Source organism: Sphingobacterium siyangense (assembly GCF_007830445.1).
Lineage (GTDB): Bacteria > Bacteroidota > Bacteroidia > Sphingobacteriales > Sphingobacteriaceae > Sphingobacterium > Sphingobacterium siyangense.
The window spans coordinates 145,935-169,361 of sequence record NZ_VLKR01000005.1 but is presented as its reverse complement, the minus strand read 5'-3'; the positions used below and the strand labels follow the sequence as shown (position 1 = coordinate 169,361).

The following is a 23,427-nucleotide window of genomic DNA, read 5'->3' as shown; positions in this document are numbered from 1 at the left end:
GGATTAATTGGTTATTTTAAAGGTTTTCATTCTCCCCGTTTGAAAACCTTTTTTTATAACAATCCCTTTTCTTAAGATGGCAACAGCATTACAATTTGATCATTATAAAAGCGTGAATATTTCGAAAGAAAGGTCTCAGAAATACACTACTCCGTTCTAAAAGGTAAAGTAGGCAATCCTTCCTTATTAAAAAAATTGGGACGCGCTGTTTCATGCCAACCAAAGCGTACCTGTTTTGGTGACCTTACCGAAGCAGCGGATACAACGACATGATCACCTTCAATTTTTGCTTCTGCAGGTACAAATTTACCATCTGCTCCAGCAACCTCAAACCAGGTCAATTGATCGCCTTTACATTGCAATCCGCTGCCAACATGCTTAAAGTTCAGGATTACGTTATTTCCGACTATCTTTTTACTCTTATATTGTGGTCCTGAAAAAACAATATTCTTTTGACCATAGTCAAATGCCAGTGGCCATAATGCCAAGCGACGTCCTACTTCCCATTTATAGGAGGGGTGTATGTCAGATAGGTCGTCGACCAAATCAGTGACTACAGCCATTCCCGAATTTTTAATGTTCATGCATTTTGTCTGAATCTCCCAAAACCAAGGCAACGCCTCTACATGATGCTGTGTTTTATCCTTTCTTTTACTATAATAATAAGGGGCAATCTGAACATAGTAAAAAGGCATATTTTTGTCCTTCCAGTTTTTACGCCAGGTATCGATCAGCAATTTCTGTTTTGCATAGTAACGAGCATCCTCAAACATCAGATTGCTTTCACCTTGATACCAGATAAATCCTTTCATCGCAAAAGGCGCCAATGGACGGATCATCGCTTCATACATTTCTCCGGCAACAGCATGCTCAATATTCGTTTCCCCATTTCGGGTTTCCTGTTTAAAAGTGCTGGAGTTTTGATAGGCTTCCAAGGGTGTCCAGGGCTCTATCCTACTACCTCCCCAAGATGAGCTGATCAATCCCACGGGAACGTTCAGCTGTTGTTGCAGGGTCTTTCCAAAGAAATAACCCGGAGCCGAAAATTGCGCGAGTGAATTCGGATCCGCTACTTCCCACCCTTTAGTTTCCACATCGTCCTGCTGCCCTTTCTTTTTGGCAACAAGGAATAACCGAATTTTCGGATTTCCAGGTTGTCGCAATTCTTCCTCAGCCCGATCAACTCCAACCGCAGGCTTCTTATAACCCTTATGTAACTGCATCGTATACTCCATATTAGACTGCCCTGAACATAGCCAAACTTCACCCACAACAACATTTTTCAGCAAAATGGTATTATCTCCCTTTACTTCCATAGTAAATGCATCAAAACTTGCTTTTTGAGCAGTAAAGGTAACACGCCATGCTCCTTTTTGATCGGCCACTGTTTTCCTTATCAAACCTTTCAATCTGACTTCAATCTTCTCCTGAGGATCCGCATGCCCCCATACCACCACTGGTTTTCCTTGCTGAAGAACCATATTCGATCCAAAAACATGTGGTAATGTGACTTTAGCCTGTGTACTGAACGCAATACCTGCCAAAATAAAGGAAAAGAGGATTTTCTTCATGCTATTTTTATTGAATTGTCTATTCTTAAAACCAAGAGGAACGTTCAATCAGCGGCTTGGCATAGAAAAACCGTCATGACTATCCCTTAAATAATATTTATCTATGTCTGCATATATTCGGATTCAGTGCCGAACTCATGCAATGAAATTAAGCATCTATTTATCGATATGCAACCTGTACTTCACTGTTTCACCCTATAGCATAATACGATAGCCTGTCAATAATTAACAAGGCTATCAGTTTGCTTTTAACAGATTTGATAAAACCGTTTGATTTATCGTAAAAGCAGTTCCATGACGTACTCCCTTCGGAAAGCTCACCCGATCGGAGACATCTTCCCAGTTGATGCCGTCTTTGCTTCGTACAGCTCCATATTTGTGGTCGCGGTATTTATCAAAATATACATATATATACTCCCCAACCTGCAGCGGAGCAGGCCCCTCCGCCCAATAATTTCCTGTAATCGGCTTAGAGACAGTCGTCGGAAATCCTTTCGCTAAACGCTTTGTTGTTGTGATCCGAATATTTTTCTCAGGTGGGTTAGAATTTTCATTTTTCAACACCATCATGTATTCCTTATTACCTTTTTGTATAATGGCCGCATCGATGACACTAAATTCGGGATCAAAATATAACTTGGTTTTTGAAAAACGTTTAAAATCCTTTGTCGTGACGTTATACATCCGATGGTTTAAGCCTTTCTCACTGTCGCTGGTCTTTACCTCTTTATGTCGACCAGGGATCGTCGTGGCCCAAATGATATAATATTCCTTCGTCGCCTTGTCGTAAAAAAGCTCTGGAGCCCATGCATTTTTCGCATCAGGTTCATCTACCATGACTGGAATTTCTTTTTGTTCGGTCCAATGTACAAGATCTTTGGAAGAAGAATATCCGATAATTTTATCCCACCAACCCGTTGTCCATACAAGGTGAAAGGTGCCATCAGGGCCTTGGCAAATACTGGGATCACGCATCAGCCTATCTTTTCCGACCGTTGGTATTAAGAAAGGTCTTCCCTGATTCAAGGGTTCCCATTTCAGACCATCCAAACTATAAGCAAGATGCAGTCCGTCAGCACCATTACCTATAAAATAAGAGAAAAGGTAGACAGAAGATTGTGCCTTAACGAGGCAAGTTAAAATAACGAGGAGCGTGACTAGAAATTGTTTTTTCATTTTTATAATCTTATGAATAAGTCTATAACGAGTTTCCATTATAGAGCAGGAAACGAATACTTTAATCCAAATATAGTGTTACTTCATCGACCACTACGCCCTCATCAAGCGCTTTGATACGCAATATGTCCTGTTGCAATGAAGCTATCTTAAATTTAATCGTTCGAATGGCCTGGTTGCGCAAGACATTCTCTTTCCACTCCTCACTTCGTCCAATTGTTTTATAAGAAATGGCAGGCGAACGCTGTTGCCCCAAAGAAACTTCAAAACGCAAATCATCTGAAGAGACCGGGTGTGTAGGCAGTAAGTGGATGACAACGGTAACAGAATCGCCCTTGAGCCCTTTGAGCGGATAACTGGCTTCTACATCCAATGGGATAGCTCCGGCCTGCCCTTCATACCCCAAACCTTCATATCCTATTGAGCCTTTTAGATCTCTACCAGGAATCCGCTTGACGGGCTGATCATTATTGGCCAGTGGAGCAACCGCTTTCTCTTCTATAATCTTATCGAAAACGGCAAGGTTTCTGGGTTTATAATCCATTATCCCCTTCCACTTTCCTTTATTCAAGGCATTGTATTGCGCAGTTAAGGAAACGATTTTATCATACGCATCGTGGCTTTTTTGCCATTCAGCTTTGCCATGACGTGCCAACTGCGCATAAAGGTGCTTTTCATTCATCTTTGCCGCTGCAACAACCGGATACAGCACTAATTCAAAATATGCATCCTTGCGATCCAACGGGACTGAAGCCTCAATTGCGGTGGCTGCATCTTGAATATGTTTATACTGCACCAATCGCTTTTTAATCTGCTGTTCGGACCAAGGTAGGTCTTTCACAATTTTATAGGCTGGATCTTTTTCTTCCGTACGTGTATTTCCCATAAACTCAGGTTTTCGAATATGAGCCAACCGATAATGTTCCTGCATAATCGGCACGATCTTCTTCGCCAAACGATGTCCAAATTCCCGTTGCAAAAATTGATTCAGATGCTGGTAGATGCCTATTTTCTGTACCTGGTCCATATCCCAGGCCATGTCCATCAGGAGTTCAATCTGATATTCAGCAGGCTTAATATCCCCAACATTGACAATCCACATTTTTTTAACATCATGTTGATAAGCTGTATTAAGCTGCTGGTAAATCAGCGCCGGACTCATGGTCGACAACCAAAGATAATCATGTGGTCGTCCCCAATAGGAAACATGATAATACAGTCCATTACCACCCGATCTTTTTCTTTCTATCGGATTTGGGAAGTGGGTGATATAACCATAATTATCGTCACACCACATCAGTGTTGTATAGTCAGGAAGATCCATACCGGCCCTATACACGTCCAATACCTCTTTATAAGGTATAACAACCTGAGGAATCTGCGCGGGGTCTGCATTGACATATTTTTTCAACAGATCCGTTTGATCTTTAATGACCTTATTGATCGCATCTTTATAAGCTGCAGTTGTTTTGACGCCTTCCATTGCTCCATCGTGTTTCCCACGCATACCCAGTGTAAATATGTTATGGGATTGCCCCAGTGTTTTGAGTCGATTGGACCAATAATCAACAATCTCATTTTTATTTGTCAAATAATTATAGGGCCCCCGACCTACGATATCCCATTCCGTCGCACTGTTTCGAGCGAGGGGTTCACAATGAGATGAGCCGATATATATTCCATATTTTTCGGCCATTTCGCGATTTCCCCGGACAAAATAGAAAGGAACAGTTACTTCATGCATTGCTGGCCAAATTGAATTAGCCCGCAGCCTTAATAACAGCTCAAAAATACGTGCATAGGTCTTAGGCCCTATCGTCGCCATTTTTTTTGTTTTGGCTGGATCAATTCCTGCATCTAACTTTGCTTCGGGTTCATAGGTTTTGCTGCTCCAAGGTGTTAATCCCCAGTCCTCATCATTTAAAAAAATTCCCCGGAATTGCACTTTAGGAAATTGCTTGTCTTCAAAATCGACGGGCAGAGAAATTGTTGATTTTTTAAGGGGAACCACATCTGCCCACCAACTCCATGGAGAAACGCCCAATTTTCTAGAAATTTCCATCACTCCATATGCCGTACCTCTAGCATCAGATCCTATCACTAAAAGTGTCGGCACTTTTTCTATTGGAATCACCTTCAAACAAAACATTTCCCATTGACCTTCCATTTCAGGAAGACGGATATGATAATCTTTTATCAATTTGCCAATTATTGGATCATGCAATTCTCCAACGATAATCGCCCCAGGATCAGCATTGTCGATTCGTTTAAAAGCAGATTGACCAACTTGTTGTGCATCTGCATCCAAAAGTTCCAAAGCGGTTTCAATGATAGGATTTCTTCCACCATAATAAACATCCGCAGCCCGATTATTTTTGATCAGATTGAAGCCTGAGCCGGCAAACAAGGGCACAATTGTCAAACAGAGGTTTATAAAAACTAAAATAGACTTCTTCTGCAAAGCTGGATATATCATATGAATTGAATGAGGCTATTTTGCACCCGACTGAATTCGGATGACCGTTAACGAATAAGGCGGTAATTGTTGGTTTTTAAGCTTGTCAACGGACACGGTCTTTTCTTCGGGTTTTGCCGTTTTACTGTCCAATTTCCCCGCCAACTGAGCGACAAGAGCTGTATCACCCTTCAAATGGAGTTGATCCAATTCCAATTGTATATTGACCGCAACTGGCAAAATATTAACCAGTTTTACAATGAGCGATTGATCTTTCGGATCTTTAACAATAGAAAATGCCACGCGCTTATGTACCTCAACGTCAGCATTGGCATAAACTGCTTCTACTGGAATATATTCGGTTCCGTTATTACGCCCAAATAATTGCTGTACATAATAGGATGGTGTTAAATTTATATCGGTATTGGAGAAATAAATAAGATCGGGGCGCCATTGCGTATAGCCATCTTTGGCTAACAATGGCGCATAAGAGGCCATCTTAACAACGTCACCATTTCTTTCCAATGCCGTGAGATATGCCGCTTCAGCCAATGCAACTTCCAAGGTACTCGCCCGTCCATGAATATGGGCAGCGTATTCGCCCAAATACACCTGTGATTTGCTGCGATCATATTTATCATAGAAGTCTTGATTATGAATAAACCAGCCCGGTGTCTGATAATAGTGTTCGTCCATAATGGGTACATTCAATTTATCGGCAATTTTCCAACCTTCTACATAGTCTGTTCCCTCAAAAAATGGCCCTGCCGTTCCAATAACCTGTATTTCGGGATATTTTGCACGGATAGCGTTATAGATCATGGTAAAACGCTCCTCAAAAACATTCGATATTAAATCTTCGTTACCAACACCAATGTATTTTAGATGAAATGGTTCGGGGTGCCCCGCGGCAGCTCGTACCTTTCCCCAGGTACTATTTTTATCGCCATTGGCCCATTCAATCAGATTCAGTACTTCCTGGATATAGTCATCCATATCTTCCATTGGGATACCACATTGTTGTCCACCCAATGGGTGACCATGAGCACCCGAATTTTGGCAGGGTACACCGGCCGCCACTACTGGAACAGCATAGGCACCGATGTCTTCACAAAATTGAAAATACTCGTAATACCCCAAGCCCACGGTTTGATGATATCCCCACATGTTACGCTGTGGCATACGGCTTTCCAGCGGCCCTACAGTATTAGACCAATGGTAGATATTTTCAATTCCATCCCCATGTGCTAAACAGCCACCCGGAAAACGGACAAAACGGGGATTCAATGCAGCTATAGCCTCGGCCATATCCTTCCGTAATCCATTCTTACGGCCCTTAAATGTATGCTGAGGGAATAAAGAAATCAGATCCAAATCCAATTGTTGTTGATCGGTAAATACAAATTCCAACACAGCATCCTTACAGGTCGCATTGGATGTCAATACCAATTGATATTTTTTCCAGTTTTTGCTGTCAACAATTACGGATTTCTCATCGAGGATTTTTCCGTCTTTTGTACTTATCCGGATCTTTAGTTTAGGTACTTTACCAACAGTGCCCCTTCCGAAAAACGAAAGATCATAGCGTTCGTTCTTATTCAAGGCAATGCCATCGTAGCCTATATTTCTGAGGATGCCTTCACCCTGCAATCTCGCATAATGTTTATTATTAGGATGAATTGGATTGATGCTGTCAATATGAAATTGTCCCGAGCCATCCATACGCCAAGCAGTTTTCGCGTTCCAATTTTTGTCACGCCCTTGTTTATCGCTCAATTTATATTCAAAATCTCTATTTTGAATCAATTCCGCATAGAGGCCTCCATCTGCGGCATAATTAATATCTTCAAAAAAAACACCCACCAACATATCACTGATGGACTTGGTTTGCCCTACCTTCGGCGTTAATTTGACATCCAATGGCTTTAGGCCAGGGAAGCGGGCGCCATCGTCAACGCTTCGTTCGGACCATTGTTTTTGCTTAAGCAGCGCGAGATCATAATGCTTGATTAATTCTTTAATAACAGACCATGAAACTTTCAACTTGGTTCCACGTAAACTTTCGCCATTTATGGAGATATTATCACGAGTCAATAAACTGTTTTTTACAAAAGATACCACTGATTTATCCAAATCATTTAATGCAACAAAATAATCTTGTCTGCCCCAATTGAAAAAATCGGATGTAAAAGTATATGCATAAGGACCGTCACTTTCAGGACTTAATTGCCACGCACAGGACCAGCCGCCTCCAGTTCGAGGAAACAATACAGGATTTATCATCCGTTTTTCTGATCCCCAGCGTCCATAATCTGACTTTACAAAGGCAAGTTCTGTCCCGATGGAGTTCCATTGCTTACCATCCAAACTCCAGGCATATAATAGCCCTTCTCTGCCAGCATTCTTTTCTTTCGCATAAGCAAAGAAATAAGCCGAATCCAGTTCAGAAGTCCCGCTGCTATAGGCATATGCAGGCGTATTGAAAATCCAAAATAGACAAAAAAAGCAGATCGCTTTTGCCAGAAAAAAATAGTAGATTCTAAATCTTAAAGAAACTCGTTCCATTGGTTATAATTAATCAGAAGTACACATAAATGTAAAAATTACACTTATAACATACAAATGGCATTATCAAAAGATTGCACTGTCATTGACATGTTACGATAACATACTCGTCTCACGATAAACACACGATTTGAATGAGCTGTTGATAGAGCCTAGTAAGTATCGATTACCGCTAAAGAGCAATATCTCCACACAATGATATTAAAGAGTTTCGAATTCACTATCCTGCTGTCTCATGGTCAACATCAAAGAAAAAGGCCTGCACAAAGCAGACCTTTAACCATTAAATCAATAATCCAAACGTATATCAGGTTTACCGCAATTTAAAAGGTAAATACCAATTGTTCATATCCATTAACTTGCTACGTACTGCTCCAGCTTTCGGGTTATTTGCTTTCAGCAATTTCTCATAGACTTTATCGGCTAGGAAAGCGGGGTCATGACGGCGTTTTGCTATACGCATCAGATCTGACCAACGTTCGCCTTCGAAGGCTAACTCAAGAGCAGATTCTTCGACGATCTTATCCTCCAGATCAGCTTGCGGTACATTAAAAGCGGTCATCATGCTTCCGTAACCACTTACTGTACCCGGACCATATTCAATGCCTGAGAATTGCCAACGCGGCATGGTAGCCCGTCCACGGATTCCCGAATTCCGATACCAAACCCCACGTACGATACTCGCATTGTCGCGTGCATCAAAATAATAGGGCGAGGATTCAGCAAAAGTGGTCCGATTCGTTCCAAATCCTTCATAAGTTATTTCGGATTCCAATTCAAAAAAATTGCCCGGAGCAATTGTTCCTGCACTCGTAAACGCGCCATAATAAAAGGTACTGATTAGCCCCCAGTTTGCCAATGCATAGGCCAAACGGCCCTGACCATCCCGATTGGCGGCCTCTGCAAAGCGAAGATGCGCCCCTGCGGCTCGATTGATATTCCAACGACCGCCTTTATTTAACAAGCTCAATAAATCCCCTGAATTATCCGTAAATTTTGTAATCACAGGATCACCATTTGCAGCAACTTCATAAGATAGCTTACTCCGGGGATCCCAGGGAATACCCGCATTATTGGTCTGTGAATTCCATAAATCAATCACCTTTTGAGAGGGCTTAAGTGCATAGTTACCTGACTTAGAAAATAAATCTATAAAAGGATTTCCAGGAGCAAAAGAGTTATGGTATGGAATAGACCAGTTCCATTCGGAATTCCATTCCCGTACCGTGTTCGATAGCGCAAACATACTTCGCCACCCTGCTGTTAAAGAATTTACCAAAGATGCCCCCTCCTGGGCTCTTGCAAAACTCACATTAAAGTAGCTCCAGCCAATACGGTTGAAATTGAACAGATAATCAATATTACTGTTATTGTCTTCAGCAGACAGCAATCGCTTATAACTCTTTGCCGCTTCATAGTAGTTTCCTTTCCAAAGATAAAGTTCGCCCAGGACATGAGCCTTGCTGATAAACACCTTCTGTGTGCTCGCGCCATCTGTCGTAAAAACCAATGTGCTACCTGTTGGGTAGGCGTACGGATCCTGATAAGGCAGGTCTTTTGTGTCACTAATGAGAGAATCAACCAAATTATCGAAAGTTGTTTTCGGATAGTTCTCCAAACTTTTAATCTCGTCAACACTTTCAATGGTATTTTTCACATAGGGGACATTTCCAAAGTGAATCCCTAATTGTAAATACAACCATGCACGTAGCATAGCGAGGTCAGAATAACGCTGATTGAATTCGGTATTGCTCAGCTTCCCCTGCCGCTCCATCACCTTGAAGTTCTTCAAGGCATCATTACAATTGAAGATAATTTTATAAAAAGCAGATGGATCTGCATAAGGATTATCTTCTGCTACTTCATGATTGGAAACTTGCTGCAAATAGGGATTTGCATTTTGTGTAACGTCCATGAGATCGGCCCTTAATTCGTTCAGGACAATATAACGTTCACCTAGCCCAGCTACTTGTCCATAAATCCCAAGCACTACCGCATCAGCATCGGCAAGCGTATTGTACATTTTTGAACTGTCCAATTTATCCTCGGGCGAGAAATCCAATGCTTTCTTACAAGATGTAAAAGAGAGGCTACAGGCCAATAAGGCCCAGAGTGAGTATTTCGAATATTTTCTGTATGTGATAAACATAGTATATTAAATTTTTATAAACCGATCCTCAATCCCAGCTGCACAGAGCGAACAATGGGTTCCAACGTCACATCAACCCCCTGATGAAAAACATCAGCAGACTGTGCAAATTCAGGATCATAACCTAAATACTTACTAAAAGTCAACACGTTATTGGCAGTACCATATAGACGGACATATTTGATGATACGTTTATTTACTGGAATACCGTACTCAACGGAAAGCTGACGAAGCCGAACATATGAACCATCTTCTATCCATCGATTTGAAAATCGACTATTTCCCATTGGATCGTTGAGCGCAACGCGAGGCACATCAGTTTCCTGGCCTTCCGCCCGCCATCTATTTTGTAATAGTTCTGTCTGGTTATAAAATGTACTTCCCGACTCTAGTTGTGCCCGTGTATAGTTATAAATATCATTGCCTAAGCTGAATGTCACCAATGCACCGAATTTCCAATTTTTATAGGTCAGGCTGTTATTCAATCCGCCCACCAAATCTGGATTGGGATCCCCTATGATCATTCGATCACGATCATCAATGATCTTGTCGCCGTTACGATCAGTAAACTTCCCATCTCCTGCCTGAAATGGTATTTTATGACCTGTTGCATCTAAAATTGCTAGTCCAGAAGCGGCAGCTTCGGCACTGGTATGATAGACACCGTTGAACTGGTACCCATAAAAGGCATTGGGTGCGCCACCTTTCTCGCTCACAAAAGTTCCACCGGCATATTGTGTATAGGATGTTTCGGGGAGATCTGTGATCGTACTTTTATAGTGACTTAGTGTCAATGAGGCATCCCATTTGACCGGACCGGTCAGAATACGTCCAAACAAGGAGAAGTCAATACCTCGTGTACGCATTGAACCATTATTATAGAGGTAGTAACTAATTCCCGAAACAGTATTCCCCGAATTATAAGCCAGCATATCACTTGTCCTATTTTGATAGATATCAACGCCTAAATTGATGCGTTCGTTCAACAACGAAAGATCCGTCCCAACGTTTATTTTTTCTACTTTCTCCCATTTCAGATAAGGATTGGCAACACCATCGCGCACAAGTCCCTGGACACCTAAGAAGTTCTGGGAGATGTAATTCTGCCGCGCATCATAATTTCCAATATCATCATTGCCTGTAATTCCATAACTCGCCCGAAGTTTCCATAATGAGATCGTACTATTTCCTTTTAAAAAATCCTCATTGGACAATAACCATGCAGCTCCAACTGCCGGGAATACTGCATATACCTTATCTGCAAGCTTTAAGCCTCCTTTTGCATTTTCTCCAAAGCGGGAAGATCCATCCATCGATATGGATGCATTTAAGATATAAGTATTCTTCCAGCTAAAATTACCCATAGCATAGGCCGTCATATTTGCCCATTTACCGATATGCCCTCCATAAACCCGAGATGCCGGTGTTGAGTTACCAATACTGACCAACTGATCGGTCGCCGAATTATAGCCTAGTGCATAGTCTTGTTCCGAATCATGCTTGTGGTACCGGACTCCACCAATAGCTTCCAATCGGCCCTGAGTTCCTAGATCCTGATTATATTGCAGACGCAAATCATTTGAAATCGAATAATAACGTGCCACCTGCGTACCGAGACGACTATAAACTTCCATATTATTTACCGTGTCCTTTGCGACTCCTTTTTTAGGAATAAAGAAGTCCTCTTGTGCTTTATCATAGGTCACGGTAGACAGGTTACTTAACTTAAAATTTGTATTGAACGCATAGTTGAACACCAAAGAACCTAAAAACCGATAGGCCTTTTTATTATTAATCCCATTTTGTGTGATTTGCATCGGATTGGAATAGCCGAAATAATCAGCTTCAGCATAATTCGGTGAAATGCTGCCGTCTGGAGCAATATCATGCGTATTTAAAAATGGAGACTTAATCAGCGAAAGAAACAAAGGGTTGGTCTTTGGTGATAAGCCCTGATCCTTCAAGCTTTGCTGTCCATAACCCATGGAGATATTGGTCTGAGCAGTTAATTTTTTGGTCAGGTTCATGTCGCCGTTAAACCGTGCCGTATAGCGATTTTGCTTCGTGTTATCCAAAACACCCTGTTCATTGTTATAACCTACCGACAAGGCATACCGTGCTATATTATCTCCCCCTGTAACCCGAAGAAAATAATTCTGGTCGACCGTATTATTAAGCACATCTTTCTGCCAATCCGTTTCATTATGATATTTCGCATATTCTTCGAATTTTGGGTTATCATTATTGAAAGGCATATTCGCAATTTCCTCACCACTGTACGTACTCGTTGCTAACAAGTCATTCAAATAACTTCGGTAGGCATAAGACTTCATGACGGGAATACGTTTCGGACGGAAATTATATCCTGTTGTTGCCTGCAAATCGATCTGTGTAGCCAACTCTTTTGAATGGTTTGTATTAATGACCACGACTCCATTGGAGGATTTGGCTCCATAAATATTAGCGGATACAGCATCTTTCAATACCGTAATATCTTGAATGTCGCGCACATCAATATGCTGCAATGCATTATTGAGATGTCCTGTCGTTATAGAAGGACTCAAATGCTCCGTATTATACACAATACCGTCTACAATATATAAGGGCTGATTATTGGAATACAGCGATTGCAAGCCGCGAATATTGAGATTTCCGCCAATAGAAGGTGTTCCTGAATGGCGGGTTACTTGTACTCCGGCTAGCTTGCCCTGTAGATAGCTAACGACCGTCTCAGAATTCTGTTCCCAGGCATTGAGTTCCAATTTATCGACTGCGCCAGTATTGTTTAAAACTCCATTATCACCAAATACTGTCTCTGTTTTTTTATAGAAAGAACGATACCCGTCAGGGTACAGGACCACTTTCATTGATTTATCCAGCAGTACCGGTACCTGCTTAGCTATATATCCATCCAAAGAAACTTCAACAATTGCATTGGAAACCGGTAGCTCCAAGCGGAAATTTCCTTTACTATCCGTCAATTTTGCAACGTTACTGCCGTAAGTTATACGAGCACCTGCGATGGGTTTATTGGTTTGGCTGTCATAGACAGTACCTTTAACCGAATAAGCAGAAGTAACTTGTCCTTGTTGTTGTATATTGCGGGCGGCAGTATCTTGTTGCGCCCAACTGCTGTGCGCTCCCAAAGTGGAAATAAACAAGATAATACCCAATTTATAATTTATGTTGATCGAACTCATTTCGTTTTGCTTAGTTATTGAATAATCGGGACGAATCGGAGATATTCTAAAATAATAGGACCAGTACCATTGCTCATAACAAGCAAAGGCAGATTCCCATATTGGTCTTGCGTCACCTCACCTAAATAAACTTCTCCGTGATTGAGCGGCTGTACATCAAATGTCATTCGCGTATCGTTTGCGCCCAAGTTATTGACGACTGAACGTTTGTATAAATCCACCTCATTCACCGAGATAAGTTTCGGATCAAAAAAGTAGACATATTGGATAAACGCTGCTGTTTGCGGATCACCAGCCAATCCCATAATTGCTCGTCCGTATACTTTATATTTAGCGACGTTCATACCTGTAGCGCGATACTTTACATAAAAGGAAGTAACTTTATGATCATATACTTCAATGTCATTGTATAAATTTCCTTCATTATCTCGCTTTTCCCTGAAAAAGGTATTTGATCGCTTATCCGTTTGCTTGTAACCGATGGGCCTTGCCCCCAATACCTTGATTTCCTTGATCTGATCCGCTAGTGCAAACTCAAGTCGCTTCACACGATAAACAACTCCATTACTGGCCTTTGTCCGCGAGATAATATTTGTGGGGTCAAGACTAAATTTGGTTCCCGCTATTGAAATCAGATTATTTGTAAGTTGATCCGTTGCCAATTCCCCCTCTACAATAAAATCGCGCAACAAAGCCTTTTTAGCAAAAAACGTAGTCGTACTGTCGGGACGGAGCGTATTCCCTTCCTCATAGGCTGTCGCATAGAAAGGTCTTAACTTAGCATACTCGGTCTCAAAATTTTCGTCGTCTACGACGAAATAGGTGTGTTTCTTATTTTCAGTCGTCATATTGCGACGTACTTCCGTATACCATACCGGACTATACCTGTAATATATAATATCACCCTCTGTGGACACTGTGTCAAAGGAATTTACAGCCTCAATTTGCTTGGTGTCGGCAAAAAAGGTGCGTACTAGATTAAATATATTCTGAAGAGGCTTTAGGGGACGACCTACCACATGGTACAGTCCATTGCTCGCCACCAGATTCCCCTGAAGAGGTTCAACACCGTCAAATGCGCCATGCGTAAACTCCACATATTTATTACGAAAGTTTAATGCCTTTACGGTATCAGCTCCTGAATTCACATTATAGACCGAATTGATAATATGGTAGCCTACAAAACTCTTGATCACCGCAGTATCGGAAAAATTATATTGATCCTGTACAGCAGCAATGGCATCATTAGTTGGTACAATCAAGGTATAATTTTTCGATGCTTTCAACGATTCACCATAGCCCGATTTATTGAGCAGGTCCATAAAAGTTGAAAACTCAGCATGCTCGGAAATAATGGTGTACAAGTTTTTTTGAGCATCGGCATCACCTCCTCCAAAATGATCCTCCCAATTTTTGGAACAAGCAGACAATAAACACATGCCCAATACGACTAGGTAAATTTTATAAATTATAGCTTTCATAATTGTGTATCCTGTTATTTTGGTCTATAAAAAAGTTCACCTGAAATCTGATGAAATCTAGGGTAGTTCTGCTCAAGATCATCTGCGGGGATAAATTGGATCATATCCAGATAGACGGTATTGCTACCACACTTCTTATCTTTGATCGCTTCAAAACGGATGACATGTCGATCAGTCGTCTCGACATTGATAATACCGGCCAAACGGCCAACATTCAATGGAGCTTCACTACCCGATTTTGCCTTGAGTCCACCGGTAATATTATTTGCATTGTAATCGCCTACTGTTGCCATGTAACGTTTGTAACCCTGTGCCAGCATCAGATTATCCGCATTTGCATTCGCGAGGTCGCTAACGCCCGAAGCGGTCAGACTTTGATTCAATATGATCGTATTGGGCAGGATTTGTTCATCCCCTTTTCCAGGATTAAACGTCGCCTGAATCTCTGGGGCATCGCCATGCTGGGCATAACAGATCCAGACTTTATACCGTCCTTTTACGAGATATGGAGTCTTAAATTCAATCCATTTTGCTCGCGCACTATTGTTCGCGCAAAGCGACAGACTTAAGAGGTCTCCATTTGCATAAGGGCGCTTCGTTTCTAAGGCTTTATAATAGTAATATCCGTTCGTACCAATGGTCGAAACCGTCAAACTATTAAAGGCAAAAGAATTGGCAATGGTCGCACCATTTGCCACCAATGCCTTGGAACTATTAAAATAGGCGCTTCCCAGTGCATTGACTAATTCGGGAGAGGTCGCTATATCAAAATACACGGGCACCTGCTGGCGGACCTTAATCTTAAATGGCTGTTTCGCTTCATGCAGCACACCATTGGACGCCAATACATCGCTTTGTGATCTGTTGATTTCAGCACCCGCTTCATGAACCCCATTAAACACGTCATCATTCAATAAGATCTGCGCACCTAATAATTTGGTTGAAATAATCTCTTTTGGAGCCAAAGTATAGATCGTATTTGCGGCAACGATGTCTTCCAAGAATTTGATATCGTTGCTTAAATGGTAGGCCACATATAACCACAAACTATCCTTATGGCTTTTTACATCACCAGTCTGTGAATAGGCTGCTTTCATATCCGCATAACTTTTGATTCCCTGTAGCTGCAAAACGGAGTCTGACTCAACAATAGCGGTCTGAAAACGTTTAGCATCCGCCACAGCTACACCGCGTTGATAATATAAAGTATCATAAAACCCAGTCTCTTTTAAAGCCTCGGCAAAAATGGAATAACGAGGATTATTGCCTATCAATTCAGCAAGACTCTGTGCTGGTGGAACTAATACTTTATTTATGGAGTGAATAATGCCGTTACCACAGCTAATATTGGATCTAATAATTTTTGCCGATTTATTAATTCGGTAAATCCCATTTTGCACATCTGTGTATAAATATTCACCTAATAAGCTCGCTGTTTTGATTTTCCCATCTGTAAAACGTGTACTGCCTACCGTATCCCTGACCACGTGATATTTGACAAAATCCAATAGCTGCGCATCTGTAAAATCATTCAATCCTGTTTTTCCATTATCTTTGATCCAGGCATTAATGCTCTCATTATTGGGAGCAAACAATGTATAGGTACCATACGCACCTAGATAGCCCGCCGTTTTCGAGCGGTATAAGATTTCGGTCAATAAGGAATAATCAGTTTCATGCGCTTCCAAATAACCTGTAATATTCACTTCATCTGAAGTTGAAATTCGATATTTCTCTTTTTGACAGGAAAATATAAGCGCAACAGATAGGACAAACCATGTCCCTATCAGCCAATATTGTTTTCTAAAATTTCTTTTCATAACGATCTATTTTAGGTAAAATGGGTTTTGCTTCAACTGTTTGTCTTTGAAGAGTTCCGTTTCCAAAATGGGAAGATAATGGCTGTCCACATCGCGCACTTTATTAATTGCCGATTGGCGTACATTAGCGTCTACAACTTTCGTTACAAGATCTACTAGCACATTGATGTTCGCATAATTATCTTTCTTTGCCAAGCGCAAAAGGTCAAACCAACGTTTACCTTCAAAAGTAAGTTCACGTGCACGCTCAGCGAAGACGAATAGGATGATTCCTTCTAAATCTGTCGCTTCAATATTCGGATCCGTAGCTCTTATGGCTTTACGCTTGGTTCGCAAATCCTCCAGAAGTGCCAATGCTTCCGTCCCTCGCCCGAGCTCTGCCAGAGCTTCAGCACGCATCAACATGACGTCAGATACGCGGTAGAGCTGAAAATTGTAGTAGTCGGGGGATTCCGTACCGTATTTTCTCAGATCTCCCGACATACCATACAGGATTCCTTCTCCACGACTATCGAATAAATCTATATCTGTCCCTTCGTTGGAGGGAAAAATCTCATTATTCAAGATATCCACATTGGCTGTGAATGGTCTACGTGCAGTCACGCCAATATTATACATCGGATTTTCACTGGAGTTTTTATGGCTCAACTCCCAAATCGTTTCCATCGTGCCACCATCAAAAATTTCGGGTAGTGCTGCGCCAATTAAACTATATCGTCCAGTTTCTAAAATTTTTGTGGTCTGCTCTTCCACTTTATCGTATTGTTCGAGCCACAGATATACATCGGCCAACATCGCTCGTACCGCGGGTCTTGTCACCCGACCGGTATTTGTCGCATTGTAACCCGAAGTATTGACATGGTATTCGGGTATCCAATCCAAAGCCTGCAAGAGATCTTTCTCGATTTGCTTGAGCACTTCATCGCCAGTGGACTGCCCTACAGAAACAATATCGGTGTCTTTGGAGGTGCCTTTTAATTTTAAAGGGATATCCCGAAAAGTGCGAACTAAATAGAAATACAAAAAGCTGCGGACAGCTAAAGCTTCTCCCAAATCTGTATTGTATTCCGCCTCTGTAAAGGTAGGATCTGCTTGCTTTGCCTGACCTGCATAATCAATCAGCAGATTACAATTATTTATCGCGGTATAAATAGCACTCCAGTCCGCAATTACATTTGTACTTAAAATATTGTAATTTTTTACCAGGCGATTGTCGTCTGTCGCATAACTTGTCAACCCAACTAGATCGGCCCTAAGTTCGCCCCACGTGAACAATTGCTGTTCAACAGGTCCTGAATTAAGGGAAGAATAGATACCGATTAAGGCGGCATGGACATCCTCCTTTGTTTTCCAAAATTCTGCACGGGTTATTCCATCCTGCGGCTGTAAATCCAGCCATTTATTACAAGAATTGAGTAAAATGCTTCCCGCAGCAACTAAACTCCATAAAATTGTTCTTTTCATAACCTTGTTTTAAAAACGTGCTGTAATACCTAGTGTAACTGTTTTTAATGGCGGTGTCATTGAATTATCCATTAACACCGTAAATGCATCCTTTAACTTTACGGCAACATCAGGGTCTTGACCGGTATACTTCGTCAGCGTAAATATGTTTTCTACGGTCAAATAAGCGCCAAGCCCCTCGATGTGAAACCGCTGCAAGAACTCTTTCGCAAAGTCATACTTTAAGGTGACTGTACGCAAACGTAAAAAAGAAGCGTCCTCGACATAGCGGCTGGATCCCAAAGAATTATATCCAGTTCCAAACAATGCACGCGGGATATCTGTAATGTCACCATCCTTACGCCATCTGCGCAACACGGCCGTGCTTTGATTGTTATACCCAAGCATATCAGTTGTATTCATTTTGGTTCCATTAATAATTTGAGATCCTTGTCTGTAGTTAAAGAAGGCGCTTAATTTCAAACGTTTATTATATCCCACATTAAATCCAAACCCACCCGTAAGCTTCGGATTACTATTGCCCAAATACACAATATCCTTTTGATCAATCACACCGTCGTGGTTGATATCTTCATACATCGCATCGCCCGCCTGGAATACATAATCTACCGTAGGATAATTAAAACGCATATAAATCGTCTCGCCGTCTGGGCTCACGATGGCATTTCCCTGTGCATCTTTTGCTATGGTAGCTTCCTGATCTTTGTAAACGCCCAAATAGCGAAATCCATAGAAAGATCCATACGGATTATTTTCCTGGAAATAGGTAAAGAATGTTTTATTCTTTAATGATGATCTAGCATTTTCGCGCGGATAAAGCGGTGATATCTCGCGGATCACATTTTGATTGTGTGCAATATTGAACGTAAAACTGACATCCCATTTTTTATTACGAATGGGCACCACGGTAAAATTTGCTTCCCAGCCATCATTATCCATTGTACCAACATTCATAGCCAGTCCACTATATCCAGTATAGGTCGGAATCTGAATATTGTCCATCATCAAATCCGTTGTTCTATTTTTATAAATCTCTCCACCAAACATCAAACGGTAGTCGAACATCTCTACATCCATACCCAAATTCTGCTGTGTCACCGTTTCCCATTTTAAGTCGGACAACTCTATATTTTTTGAATAGACACCGTTTTCATCCAAATAAGCATAATCATTGGTGCTATATACATTGATATAAGTATAATCACGTCGGGGAGCATTACCACTGCGTCCCCAGCTTGCTCTTAGCTTAATATCTTTTATGGCGTTAATATCTTTCAAGAAATTTTCCCTTCCGATCTGCCAAGCGGCGGAGAAAGCAGGAAATAATCCATAACGATTATCAGGACCAAATTTTGAGTTGCCATCACCACGCAGACTTGCGGCAAAAACATACTTTTTGTTGAGCATATAATTTGCCTGGATTAAGGCTCCGATTGATCGCGATTGTGTCGTTACAGATTTAGCGTCGCCGGTCAATGTGCGCGACGCAACACTTGGATCCTGCAGATAGGAAGATGCCGTATTTGTTGAACTGAGCCCTTGGATCGTATACCGATAATCTGATGTTAAAAAGGATAGATTAGCCGTCAGTTGGTGATTGTCGCCCAATGCAGGTGTAAACAAAAGCCGGGTATTGGTACTCAGTGAAAATTCATCCAAATCGGAATCCGATGCTTTATTCACCGTATTTTCCGTAAAAGGCCGACCTGTTGCCAACTGAGGTAAAAAGAGTTTAGTTTTGTTGTTTCTAATATTTAACGCCAGTGTACTTACAAATCGCAAGGTATTGGGTATCAATTTATAATCCACATTAAAACGGGTTCCCAAAATATCACCCAACTGTTTACCAATCGCATTTTGAACCATAGAGAGCGGATTATATGTCCCTGGATAAAATCCTTGCGCCGAAGAAGCAGGATTAAATAGATTACCTGTTAGGTTCCCATATTCATCGTATTCCCAAATGGCCTGATTGGGCATCTTTCGATAAGCAATATCCCGTACATTAGCATGATAAAGATTATCATTGTCGACGTGGGTATATGAAACGTCCGACTGAAAGCCGATGCGCTCAGAAACCACATAATCTAGATTGATACGAGCAGATAGGCGATTTAACCCTGTTCCAATGGTCGTTCCTTCTTGATTAAAATAACCTATTGAGGCCAGATAGCGTGCTTTTTCACCGCCACCACGTACCTGGAGATTATGATCTTGAAAATACCCCAACTGTGTAATGGCATCTACCCAGTTGGAATTGTTACTATAATTGTGATATATATAGGTGTTATTCGGGTCGTACTGGAACTGCTGCGCATTGTCTGTCGTTGAAAAGACCCTACCCGCATTATAGAATTCTTCAGACAACAAGGTCGAGTACTGATCGCCATTCAATAGCGGAATAGATTCAGGTTGCTTTGAAATAGATCCTTTGAAAGTGTATCCCAACGTGGGAGCACTAACAGTTCCGCGTTTCGTTGTGATAACCAACACCCCATTTGCTCCACGCGACCCCCAAACAGCAGTTGCAGCAGCATCTTTCAATACCGAGATATCCTGAATATCAGATGGCGCAATATTTAAAAGCTGCCCATACGCATTATCATCAGAAGTTGCAAAGTTGAAATCGTCCGGAATGGTAATATCATAAGGCATTCCGTCAACTACAATAAGCGGGTCAGTTGCTCCATTTAGAGACGACGTACCACGAATCCGGATCTGCATTCCAGCCCCCGGATCGCCCGATACCGTCGTGATATCCACTCCTGGTAACCTTCCCTGCAACGCTTGATCGACAGACACTGATTGCATTTCGGACAGCTCATCCATGCTAATCGTTGAGATCGCTGCTGTATTGCGTTCTTTCGAAATCCCCATACCCGTACCGTCATTGACAGGTTTTGACTTTGAGATAACAACCTCATCAATCACATTATTTGTCGATTCAATCTGTACATTGATTGTTTTCCTATCCCCTACAGCAATCGCACCCGAAGATTTATAACCCGTGTAGGAGACCGCCAGTTTCAAGCCTTGCATTCGAGCTCTAAGACTATAGTTCCCCTCAACATCTGTAGTCGTTCCGACAATTGTGCGGTTATCATTATCTTTTAAGACAACTGTTGCTCCGGCGATGGGTTGTTTTGTTCCCTTTTCTGTTACCTTTCCGGTGAGCAAAGCCGCATTATTTTGCCCGTAAACTCCTCCTCCCCAGAAAGTCATCCATACGATGCACCCTATTAAAATCAAATAGTTTATCTGTTTCATCATGTTTTCGGTTAGATTACAGGCCATGCTTTAAATATCCTTTGAGCGAATGTATCAATACGCGCTGTCCAAGTTGATTACTCTGCACGACATCAGCTTCAACGGTTCGGTTAAGATTATCCATCACCTGCAACTTATTAACCTGGTTGACAGCAACCTGTATCGATTGGGCATCCCCGTCTACATTTTTACAAAGCGACTGAAAGAATCCCGTCTTCTTTCCATCGATCGCAAATGAATTGCGCGCAATATGGTATTGGATAAATCGTGTTACCTTATCAATATCCGCTTGCGCCGTAGGAGCTGTAGCGGTTGGCAAATCACCGTTTGCAACTGCATTAGCGATTGCCTCATTATTAGGAATCAACAAAGTATAATTCAATCCGAGTTCTATTCCTTTGACAACTCCATCTGTAGCCGAATAAAGTGTGCTTGCAATAAGATATTTATAAAATGAATTGAATGGAGAGGAGGTCTGATCCGCTCCAATATTTTTAAGATAAAATCCAATATTGGTATTCGATGAAGTCAATCCGCCGTTAAGATAGACCGCAACTCCATTTAATGGCCCCGAAAGGTTATTTCCAATGCTGATTGAATCAATACGGATTTGCTGTGTTTCCGTTGGTCCATCCAAAGTTCCGCTAGAAGACATTTTCATCTGGTTAAACTTTACATACTCACCTGCATAGCTTTCCAATATTCCCTTTCCCGTTAAATCAGGCAAGGGATCGTTTCCTAATGGAATAATATGAGCCATCAGCACCTCTCGCATTTCCGGGGTGCCATTTCCGCCATTAAAACGGATCGGGTCTGAGGTATTATAGGCATCATAGTCAAAGCCCATTTCATATAACTTCTGATCCGATACAAGGATCAACATATAACGAATGGTTGGAATCTTTAAGGTCAAATTCATGCTCATGCGTTCCAATGCGCGACGCATGAAGCTATATTTAGGATCCAATAAAACATTGCCATAGACGGAGTGGAAGACATTGGCCTGTTGACACGCGTCTATACCATAAAATGCACCATTGCTCAATAATTTTGTCTCTTTGATATTGGCCTTTGTCACCTTAAGTAGTTCACCGACAAAGTTTTGCGCTTGGGAGAACTGGGATGGCCACACCTGTGTATTATACAGATGAGAATTTACAAATTCTGTTAAGACAGCAGGATTTGTATAAAAAAGATCTTTTAACGTGGTGCCTTGGGGGTAATACTTTAACAATACACGTTTAGCGTAATTACTTACAGCCTCATTGGTAGGTACCGTGATCGAAAAATTATTGGTTTGGGCATCGTTGGGATCTTCCTTTGCATAATTTTCATTGTTGAGCGCCAAACCAATCCCTGCATATCCTTTAACAAATACAGAATCCTTTTCCCCGGTAAGCACCTCATTCTTCCGTGTTATCTCCGCATTATATGTATAAGAGGCAAAAAAATCCAGAATTGATTTGAATGTGGAGTAACTCGTATTATCGCGGAGGTATTGATCGATACTCTTCTCCGCAATCAAAACTTTATTCACAACATGGATATAGCCATTCTCTGCGGAGATATTGCTTCTTGCAGGATCAATTTCAGCTGATCCAACGTTCAACCCCGTATAGCTGCTGTTAGGATAAAATGACTGATAATCTATAGCACCCAAACCACGCTGGTTCATGTAAGCATCAAAAAAATAGCTAATGTGTTTATTATTGTTATCCGTAGCTGCATAAGCTACATTAGGGCCGCGATTTGCTGAGACAAACCGTCTAATCTTGCCATTCCCTAAATCCTCTTTTTCAACAAAGTCATAGTATACAGATCGACGCCGAAAAGCAAAACCTTGCTGCCAACCTTTTGCTGAAAAATAATCGTTCAGCTTTTCAAGTCGCTCACCGTCATAAATCATTGAAGAACGCACAATCTTCTCGGCCAGTTTCGCATCGATCTTTGATACATCACTAATACCATTTTCCTTCATAAATTGATCAAAGGCCTGATCAGTGGGTGCAAATACTGTCCAAGAACCCGCAGTCCCGAGTGTATTTTTATAGCCGGACAGTTCAATGCAGCTCAGGTACTTCTTAAAGTCGCCCATTGAATCGAGCTGCTGGTAAATTGGGCTTGCCAGCCATTCGGGTCTACCATAGTAGGCGTCAAAGGCTTCCTTCCTACATGACACTACCGTAATCAATAGTGCAATCCAAAATAGGTTAAATTTGGATGATAACATAGTAAATGTATTAGGTCAATAATTTGGTTAATAATAAATTACGGCAAGT

Annotated in this window: 11 protein-coding genes; all 11 read right to left on the bottom strand. The window is 41.5% G+C overall.

Features of this window, described 5'->3' with window-relative positions; all coding sequences use genetic code 11:
* Positions 1-146: 146 nt before the first annotated feature.
* A complete protein-coding gene (locus IQ31_RS06920; RefSeq protein ID WP_145327548.1) occupies positions 147-1,571 on the bottom strand; it encodes a sialate O-acetylesterase in 1,425 nt (474 codons plus the stop codon).
* Positions 1,572-1,808: 237 nt separating this feature from the next.
* On the bottom strand, positions 1,809-2,747 hold the full coding sequence (locus IQ31_RS06915; RefSeq protein WP_145327547.1) for a glycoside hydrolase family 43 protein: 939 nt from the start codon (positions 2,745-2,747) through the stop codon (positions 1,809-1,811).
* A 61-nt stretch (positions 2,748-2,808) separates the two neighbouring features.
* Positions 2,809-5,223 carry a glycosyl hydrolase 115 family protein gene (locus tag IQ31_RS06910; protein WP_145327546.1) on the bottom strand — a complete coding sequence of 805 codons (2,415 nt, stop codon included), beginning with the start codon at positions 5,221-5,223 and terminating at the stop codon, positions 2,809-2,811.
* Between the two features lie 15 nt (positions 5,224-5,238).
* Positions 5,239-7,767 (bottom strand): alpha-L-arabinofuranosidase C-terminal domain-containing protein, encoded by a 2,529-nt coding sequence (locus tag IQ31_RS06905; protein ID WP_145327545.1) that lies wholly within the window; start codon positions 7,765-7,767, stop codon positions 5,239-5,241.
* A gap of 313 nt (positions 7,768-8,080) precedes the next feature.
* Complete coding sequence (locus tag IQ31_RS06900; protein WP_145327544.1) at positions 8,081-9,916, bottom strand: RagB/SusD family nutrient uptake outer membrane protein; 1,836 nt, start codon at positions 9,914-9,916, stop codon at positions 8,081-8,083.
* A gap of 14 nt (positions 9,917-9,930) precedes the next feature.
* Positions 9,931-13,116 (bottom strand): SusC/RagA family TonB-linked outer membrane protein, encoded by a 3,186-nt coding sequence (locus IQ31_RS06895; protein WP_145327543.1) that lies wholly within the window; start codon positions 13,114-13,116, stop codon positions 9,931-9,933.
* 14 nt (positions 13,117-13,130) lie between these two features.
* On the bottom strand, positions 13,131-14,597 hold the full coding sequence (locus tag IQ31_RS06890; protein WP_145327542.1) for a fasciclin domain-containing protein: 1,467 nt from the start codon (positions 14,595-14,597) through the stop codon (positions 13,131-13,133).
* Between the two features lie 14 nt (positions 14,598-14,611).
* A complete protein-coding gene (locus IQ31_RS06885; RefSeq protein ID WP_088163084.1) occupies positions 14,612-16,417 on the bottom strand; it encodes a fasciclin domain-containing protein in 1,806 nt (601 codons plus the stop codon).
* A gap of 6 nt (positions 16,418-16,423) precedes the next feature.
* Complete coding sequence (locus IQ31_RS06880; RefSeq protein ID WP_145327541.1) at positions 16,424-17,881, bottom strand: RagB/SusD family nutrient uptake outer membrane protein; 1,458 nt, start codon at positions 17,879-17,881, stop codon at positions 16,424-16,426.
* A gap of 9 nt (positions 17,882-17,890) precedes the next feature.
* The gene (locus IQ31_RS06875; RefSeq protein ID WP_244294391.1) at positions 17,891-21,151 is read right to left on the bottom strand and encodes a SusC/RagA family TonB-linked outer membrane protein; all 3,261 of its coding nucleotides are present in this window, start codon (positions 21,149-21,151) and stop codon (positions 17,891-17,893) included.
* A gap of 13 nt (positions 21,152-21,164) precedes the next feature.
* Positions 21,165-23,378: a fasciclin domain-containing protein gene (locus IQ31_RS06870; protein WP_145327540.1), complete on the bottom strand. Its 2,214-nt coding sequence runs from the start codon at positions 23,376-23,378 to the stop codon at positions 21,165-21,167.
* Positions 23,379-23,427 lie beyond the last annotated feature (49 nt).